This is a genomic window from Microlunatus ginsengisoli, assembly GCF_039537205.1.
Classification (GTDB): domain Bacteria; phylum Actinomycetota; class Actinomycetes; order Propionibacteriales; family Propionibacteriaceae; genus Microlunatus; species Microlunatus ginsengisoli.
In genome coordinates this window covers 280,051-287,549 of sequence record NZ_BAABAB010000007.1, presented here as the reverse complement: position 1 = coordinate 287,549, position 7,499 = coordinate 280,051, and the positions used below count along the sequence as shown (strand labels likewise).

6 protein-coding genes are annotated in these 7,499 nt (G+C 72.2%); 4 read left to right on the top strand and 2 right to left on the bottom strand.

Going from position 1 to position 7,499, the window contains the following annotated elements; genetic code table 11:
- Positions 1 to 212: 212 nt before the first annotated feature.
- The 3 genes from cmk to der are packed head-to-tail and all read left to right on the top strand — an operon-like array spanning position 213 to position 2,958.
- Positions 213 to 857 (top strand): (d)CMP kinase, encoded by a 645-nt coding sequence (gene cmk / locus ABD747_RS06315; protein ID WP_344802518.1) that lies wholly within the window; start codon positions 213 to 215, stop codon positions 855 to 857.
- Positions 854 to 1,582, top strand: coding sequence for a lysophospholipid acyltransferase family protein (locus ABD747_RS06310; RefSeq protein WP_344802496.1), 729 nt, complete (start codon positions 854 to 856; stop codon positions 1,580 to 1,582). Before cmk ends, ABD747_RS06310 begins: the two co-directional genes overlap by 4 nt.
- A 5-nt stretch (positions 1,583 to 1,587) precedes the next feature.
- On the top strand, positions 1,588 to 2,958 hold the full coding sequence (gene der, locus ABD747_RS06305; RefSeq protein ID WP_344802494.1) for a ribosome biogenesis GTPase Der: 1,371 nt from the start codon (positions 1,588 to 1,590) through the stop codon (positions 2,956 to 2,958).
- Between the two features lie 75 nt (positions 2,959 to 3,033).
- On the opposite strand, the gene ABD747_RS06300 is transcribed toward der, so the two are convergent.
- Both ABD747_RS06300 and ABD747_RS06295 read right to left on the bottom strand, forming a co-directional pair.
- Positions 3,034 to 3,447 (bottom strand): DUF5655 domain-containing protein, encoded by a 414-nt coding sequence (locus tag ABD747_RS06300; protein WP_344802492.1) that lies wholly within the window; start codon positions 3,445 to 3,447, stop codon positions 3,034 to 3,036.
- 8 nt (positions 3,448 to 3,455) lie between these two features.
- Complete coding sequence (locus ABD747_RS06295; RefSeq protein ID WP_344802490.1) at positions 3,456 to 6,890, bottom strand: hypothetical protein; 3,435 nt, start codon at positions 6,888 to 6,890, stop codon at positions 3,456 to 3,458.
- On the opposite strand from ABD747_RS06295, the gene ABD747_RS06290 reads away from it, so the two are divergent.
- Positions 6,865 to 7,365 (top strand): hypothetical protein, encoded by a 501-nt coding sequence (locus ABD747_RS06290; RefSeq protein WP_344802488.1) that lies wholly within the window; start codon positions 6,865 to 6,867, stop codon positions 7,363 to 7,365. The two genes, ABD747_RS06295 and ABD747_RS06290, sit on opposite strands and share 26 nt — an antisense overlap.
- Positions 7,366 to 7,499 lie beyond the last annotated feature (134 nt).

Sequence of the window (7,499 nt, the reverse complement as noted above, 5' to 3'; positions counted from 1 at the left end):
CCGCCGACGGGATCTGGGCAACAGACTGCCGCACCGGCACCTGTTACACCCCCATTAGGCGTGTTTCACCGCGCGCTCCTGCACTCGCCGGCGCGCAGCGTCGATGCGGGTCGGGCATAGTCAGCAGGTCCTGCTCCGCAAGCTGCGCGCGCGCGTCCCGCTAGGCTGGCCGACGGCGTATCGGCGGAGGAGAGGCGGGGTCGACTGTGCCGCTGGTGGTGGCGATCGACGGGCCGAGCGGCTCGGGCAAGTCGAGCACGGCGCGCGGGGTGGCGTCGCGGCTCGGGCTCGACTTCCTCGACACCGGGGCGATGTATCGGGCGGTGACCTGGCTCGCTCTGCACCTCGGCGTCGACCGGACCGACACCGACGCGGTCGCGGCCCTGGTCAGCGGCGCCACCTTCGACATCAGCGTCGATCCGCGGTCTCCGCGGATCGCCATCAACGGACACGACGTGACCCGGGCGATCCGTGAGCCCGAGGTGTCGGCGGCCGTGAGCTCGGTAGCCACCAATTTGGCCGTCCGGGAGCACCTGGTGGCCGAGCAGCAGCGGATGATCCGCGCCGCCGAGCGCGGGATCGTCGCCGAGGGGCGCGACATCACCACGGTCGTGGCGCCCGACGCCGACGTACGCGTGCTGCTGGTCGCCGATCCGGCCGCCCGGGTGGCCCGACGGCAGGCCGAGCTCGGCGGCGAGGTCGACCAGGCCGCCGTCACCGATCAGGTGATCCGGCGCGACCGGGACGACTCGACCGTGGCGCGCTTCACCGAGGCCGCTCCGGGGGTGACGGTGATCGACTCGACCGAACAGAGCCTGGCTCAGGTGATCGAGGCGATCTGCGCGCTGGCCCCGTGATCGGGATCAGTCCAGGGACGCCTCACACCGATCGGCTGAGTCCTGCCGGCACGCTGCCGTTCCGGCTGGCGAGGCCGGCGGTCGCGGCCGCGCTGCGGACGTACTGGCGGGTCGGCGTGCACGACCAGGCGTACGTCCCCCGGTCCGGACCGGTCGTGCTGGCCACCAACCATGTCGGGGTGCTGGACGGCCCGCTGCTGGCCGCGGTCACCGAGCGGCCGTCGTTCGCCCTGGTGAAGAAGGAGATGTACGACGGCGGCGCGGTCGGCTGGCTGCTCACCCGGTTCGGCCAGATCCCGATCGACCGGCATGCGGTGGACCCGACCGCGATCCGCCGCGCCATCCGGGTGCTGCGCGACGACGGCGTGCTGGTCGTCTTTCCCGAGGGCGTCCGAGGGACCGGCGAGGTGCACTGGGCGAAGGGTGGCGCCGTGTATCTCGCCATGGTCACCGGCGCGCCGATCGTGCCGGTGGCGCTGATCGGCACGCGCGACCCCGGGCAGGACCGGGACGAGACTCCGCACCGGGGCGCCGCCGTGCACGTCGTCTACGGCCGCCCGTTCACCGTGCCGCGGCTGCCCTGGCCCCGGCCGAAGGCGCTGGTCGCCGAGCACACCGAGCGGCTGCGGAGGATTCTCGCCGAGCACGTGGTCGAGGCGCAGGCGCGCACCGGGCTAACCTTGCCGGGGCCACCCCGGCCGACCACGATCCGCCAGCGACAGTGAGACACATGACCGAGATCGATCACCTCGACGAGTTCGACGGGGCCGGTGCCGATCGCACCGTGCCGGTTGTCGCGGTCGTCGGCCGGCCCAACGTCGGCAAGTCGACCCTGGTCAACCGGATCATCGGCCGGCGCGAGGCGGTGGTCCAAGACGTCCCGGGTGTCACCCGCGATCGGGTGTCCTATGACGCGGTCTGGAACGGTCGCGACTTCGTGGTGGTCGACACCGGCGGCTGGGCGCCGGACGCGAAGGGGATGGCCGCCCAGGTCACCGAGCAGGCCGAACTGGCGATCGGGACCGCCGACGCGGTGCTGTTCGTGGTCGATGCCACCGTCGGCATCCAGGACGTCGACGAGTCCGTCGTCCAGGTGCTGCGCCGGGCCGGAAAGCCGGTCGTGCTGGCCGCCAACAAGGTCGACGACCTGCGGACCGAGGGGGAGGCCGCGGCGCTGTGGAACCTCGGCCTGGGGGAGCCGTATCCGGTGTCGGCGCTGCACGGCCGAGGCAGCGGAGACCTGCTGGACGCGATCCTGGCCGCGCTGCCGGAGGCGCCGCCGGAGGACTTCGACCCACCGGCCGGGCCCCGCCGCGTCGCCATCGTCGGCAAGCCGAACGTCGGCAAGTCGAGCCTGCTGAACCGGTTGGCGCGGCAGCAGCGGGTGGTGGTCGACGATGTCGCCGGCACCACCGTCGACCCGGTCGACGAGCTGGTCGAGGTGGACGGGCGGACGTACCGCTTCATCGACACCGCGGGCATCCGGCGGCGGGTGAAAGAGGCGTCCGGTCACGAGTACTACGCCAGCCTGCGGACCCACGCGGCGATCGAGCGGGCCGAGGTCTGCGTGGTCGTGGTGGACGCCGGCCAGCCGATGACCGAGCAAGACCTGCGGATCATGAGCAGCGTCGAGGAGGCCGGGCGAGCGCTGGTGATCGCGTTCAACAAGTGGGACCTGACCGACGACGAGCGGCGCCGCTATCTGGACCGGGAGATCGAGCGCGACCTGACCGGGTTCGGCTGGGCCGCCAAGGTGAACATCTCGGCCCGGACGGGACGGCATGTCGACCGGCTCGGCCCGGCGATCGAAGAGGCGCTGGGGGGCTGGGAGCAACGGATCTCGACCGGCAAGCTGAACGCCTTCCTGGGCCGGATCGCGGCTGCCCACCCCCATCCGGTGCGCGGCGGCAAGCAGCCGCGGGTCCTGTTCGGCACCCAGGCACACGCCGGGCCGCCGACGTTCGTGCTGTTCACCTCCGGTCAGCTGGAGGACCAGTACCTGCGGTTCGTCGAGCGCCGGTTGCGGGAGGAGTTCGGCTTCACCGGAACTCCCGTGCACGTGCAGGTCAGGGCACGGGAGAAGCGCGGCGCAAACCGCTGAGGCGCCGTACGAAGATCTGCCGCTCGCGACGACGGCTACCGCACGGCCAAGGTGTGGCCGCTCGGGTTCGGCCCGTCAGTCCGCGGCGACGTCGTAGGCCAGCTCCAGCAGGGTGCGTACGTCGTCGTCGACCTGGGCGGCATCGGTCAGCACCAGCCGGTGGGCGTAGTTCGACCCGGCCCGGACGATCCGGCCGACCGCCGGGATCGGGTGCTCGTCGGGCAGCATGATCCACAGCAACACGGAGCGGACCCGGGGCCGGAACTCGGCGAAGGTGCGCTGCGCCTTCAAGAAGACGCCGACGTTCACCGCGTCCTCGTGCACCGGGCCGAGGGCCCGCACCGTGTCGATCACCGCGGCATAGATCTCGCCGATCCAGCCGGGGTGCCGGCCGAGCAGCTCGGCGACGCCGATACCCGGGGCGCAGGTGTGCGCCTGGTGACGCGCACCGAACTCGCGCTCGCAGTCGGGACAGATCCAGCGCTGCATGAGCCGCCTCAGCGGAACCGGTTGGGCATGAAGGAGATGATGCCCTTGACCAGCAACAGGAAGAAGACCAACAACGAGCCCGTGGTGGCGCCCGCAGCCGCGATGCCGGTCACGGCAAGGGTCGACTCCGGACCGCTGATGTCGACGGTCGGGTCCCCGGACGGCTTGCCGCAGCTCGTGTGCAGCGTGTAGCGCCCGAGCGGGACGGTCGGCACGGAGGTGTTGAGGTAGAAGGAGCCGTCGGCGGCGGCGGTCGTCGTCCCGAGCCGCACGGTCAGCCCGTCGGCATTGCGCAGGTCGATGTCCACGACGCCGCCGGGACGGCAACCCGTCCCGCTGAGCTGGAGGCTGCCACCGGGTCGCGCTGCTCCTTGCGGCCGCACCGTGGGGCTGGTCTCCGGGATCTTCGCCGGAGTGGCCGTCCAACGGTGGTGGATCCTGGCGACCAGGGTGCGTCCGCCCACTCGCGCTGTCGCGGTCACGATGTCCGCGCCGGCGACCGTTCGGGTGAAGTGGTAGCCGGCCCTGCCCGCTGCGTCGGTGCGATCCGATCCGGTCTTGTCCTCCTGACCCGGCAGCCGGCTGACGAAGTGGACCACGACGTCGGCTGCGGGCTGTCCGGCCCGCCGGACCTGGGCGGTCACGCCGAACCTCGATCCGACGTGGGTGGAGGTCAGGTCCGGGGACAGCGTGAGGGTCGGCTCGGCCGGCTTGTCGTCGAGGTGCGCGACGCAGGTCACGTCGCCGCCGAGGGCCACGACCACGCTCGTGCCGTGGCGCGTCGCGCCGTCGCAGGACCAGGCGCGCAGCGTGTAGCCCTCGGGCCCGGACTCGGTCAGGCGGTAGGCGCCGGCCGAAACCGGCAGCGCAGTCACTCCGCCCTGGCCGCTGACACCCGGAGTGGGTCCGGTGGCGACGAGGATCCAGTCGGCGCCCGTCGAGGTGCCTTGGTCGTCGTTGGTCACGTCCGCGAGCAGGGTCAGCCGGGGCTGGCGTGCGGTGTTGCCGACGGTGCAGGTGGCGTGGTCACCGAGGGCGAGGGTCACACTCGTGGCGGTGGAGCCGGCGGCGCCGACGCAGACCCAGCCCGACCTGGCGTAACCCGGCGGACCGCTCTCTGCGAGCGCGTACGTCCCCACCTCCGCAGGCGCCCGGGTGACCGCCGGGCTGCCGGTGACTCCCCGGATCCGGTCCGAGCGATTGGAGGCGGTGAGGATCCAGTCGGTGGGCTCCGCCGTGCCGCCGGACAGCCCGTTGTCGACCCCGCCGACCAGGGTCAGGGTCGGCCGAGTCGCGGTGCTGGTGGAGGTGCAGACGGCGCGGTCGCCGAGGCTCAGGCTGACGGCACCGGCGGGTGCGGATCCCGTCGCACCCACGCACACCCATCCGGAGCTGCGGAACCCGCTGGGGCCGGACTCGGTCAGATCGTACGTTCCGATGGGCAGCGGCACGCGAGTGACCGCAGCGCTGCCGCTGACCCCGCCGATCGTGCGCGGGCCGGCTGCGCCGAGCTGCCACGCGGACGGGGATGCCGCCGTCCCGCCGGCTCCGCCGCGAACCACCTTGATCAGGGTGAGGGCCGGCTCTTGGGCCGAGTTGGTCACCGTGCACACGACCGCGGCGCCGTTGACCGCCGCGAGCCGGTTTCGCGTCACGGTTCCACCGCTGCACGACCACGCGCCGGCGACGTAGCCGCGCGGGCCGCCGGACTCGGACAGCAGGTAGCTTCCCGCGTCGATCGTCCGATCGGTGACGGCCGCCGAGTTGGCGCGGCCACCGATGGAGGTCGCGCCGGTGGCGGCCAGCGTCCACTGATCGGGTGTGGCCGTGCCTCCGGAACCGCCGTTGACGACCCGCGAGATCAGCGTCAGACGCGCGGGCCGGTCGTCGTCGGTGATGGTGCAGATGGCGCTCTCGCCACCGCCGAGCAGGACTGGAGCGCCCGGCACCTCCTGGATGCCGCCGCTGCACACCCAGTCCGAATGGGCATAGCCGGCGGGCCCGCCGGCTTCGGCGAGCCGGTACGACCCGGGATCCACCTCGACATCGGTCACCGCCGGGTCGCCGCTGCGGCCGGTGACGGCGGTCGGGCCGGTCGCGCTCAGGGTCCAGTCGGCCGGCCGGGCCGTACCGCCGTCGTCGTTGACGACGTGCGCGATCAGGGTCAGATGGGCGGCCCGGTCGTCATTGGTGGCGGTGCAGGTGACGTCGGCTCCGTTGGCGACCACCACGGTCGAACCGGTCAACGTGTCCGGGGTGCACGACCAGCTTCCGGCATAGCCGGCTGGGCCGGTCTCGCTCAGGGTGTAGCTACCGGCGTCCACTGCCGCGCCGGTGACGGCGGGATCGCCGGTGTGGCCGCTGATCGTGGTGGGTCCGGTGGCGGTCAGGGTCCAGTCGGCCGGCCGGGCGGTGCCGCCGTTGTCGTTGGTCACCTGGTCGACGAGGGTCAGGTGGGCGGCCTGGTCGTCGCTGGCGAGCGTGCAGGTTTCGTCGTCTCCGGTGTCGAGCACCAGGGTCGATCCGTTCAGACGGTGCGAGCTGCACGACCAGGTGCCGGTGTAGCCGGATGGGCCGCTCGCATCCAGGGTGTAGGTGCCGGCCTTCACGGCGGCGTCGGTCACCGACGAGTCGCCGGTGCGCCCGGTGATCGTAGTGGGTCCGGTGGCCGTCAGGGTCCAGTCGGCCGGGCGGGCGGTCCCGCCGTTGTCGTTGGTCGTCGTGTCGACCAGGGTCAGCCGGGTGGGCCGGTCGTCGTTGGTGATGGTGCAGACGGCGCCGTCCCCGTCCTTCAGGACCAGCGTCCAGCCGTTCGTCATGGTGCCGCCACGACACGACCACGCGCCGGAGTTGTAGCCCGGCGGACCGCTCTCGTCGAGGACGTAGGTGCCGGCGATCAGCTTCACGTTGGTGACGGTGGAGTCGCCCAGGTGGCCGCCGACCCGGATGGGGCCGTTGGCATAGAGCGTCCAATCGCTCGCGTGCGCAGCGCCGCCGTCGTCGTTGACGACGTCGTCGATCAGTGTCAGCCGGGGTGGTCCGGGGAGCTGGCGGTAGTAGACCGAACAATCGACGAGCTCGGTCAGCACCGGGATGCTGAACCCCGTGTCTCCGACATTGGTCACCTGAACGCTTTCCGACGGAGACCTGCCGTCGGCCGGGCGGCTGTAGCAGGACGCGTTCGCCCCGCTCTGCTGCGCCAGAACGTAGCCGTTTCGGGGCACCGGAGTGAACGTCACGGTCGCCGAATCGGCCTGGCCGTCGAAGCTGACGTCGGAGAACACCAGGTCGGGGTCCGGAAAGCTGCCGGTGGTCAGCGACGTCGGATCGAGCGTCACGCCCGTGGAACCCGTGAGCTTGAACGTCCAACCACCCCAGGGGACCGGCGCCGCCTCGGGTCTCGACGGCGCCAGATAGGTGGAGACGCCGACGGAGGTCTCCACCGGGTCCACCGACTCCGCGGCGACCTCAGCGCGCCGCGCGGACTCGCTGGTCGCCGTGGCCGTCGCGTCGGGATTCCGTGACGTCGTCGATGCGCTCGGGCTGGCAGGTGCGGTCGAGGTCGCCGGCGACGGAGAGCTGCTCTCGCCGGCCGGTGACGGCGAACTGGTTTCGCCGGACGGCGACGGCGAGCTGCTCGGGCTGGAGTGTGACGCCGATGGGCTCGGGCTCGAGGTGGCGCTCGGGCTGGAGTGTGACGCCGATGGACTCGGGCTCGATGTCGGGCTCGGGCGGGAGTGCGACGGTGATCTGGTCGGTGTCGTGCGCGGCGGCGCGCTGCTCGCTGAGGGGGCCGGAGCCGATGAGGGCTGCGGGCTCGCGGTTGCGCGCGGGGACGGGCTGGCCGTCGTGGGAGCCGATGAAGGATGCGCGTCCGATGTCTGCCGGTCCGACGCTGCGGGCGTCGGGTCGGAGTAGGCGACCGGCGCCGGCGCGAAGGCGAGCACGTTGATCACCGCGATTGCCGCGGCCACCAGCACCGGCAGCGCCGATTGCGGTCGCTGCCGACCGTGCCGTACGCGCATGTCTGTTCCTCCGCGGACGTCCTACCC

Coding starts and splice junctions, on each gene's coding strand:
- der (WP_344802494.1), top strand. CDS start 1,588: ATGACCGAGATCGATCACCTCGACGAGTTCGACGGGGCCGGTGCCGAT.
- ABD747_RS06300 (WP_344802492.1), bottom strand. CDS start 3,447: ATGCAGCGCTGGATCTGTCCCGACTGCGAGCGCGAGTTCGGTGCGCGT.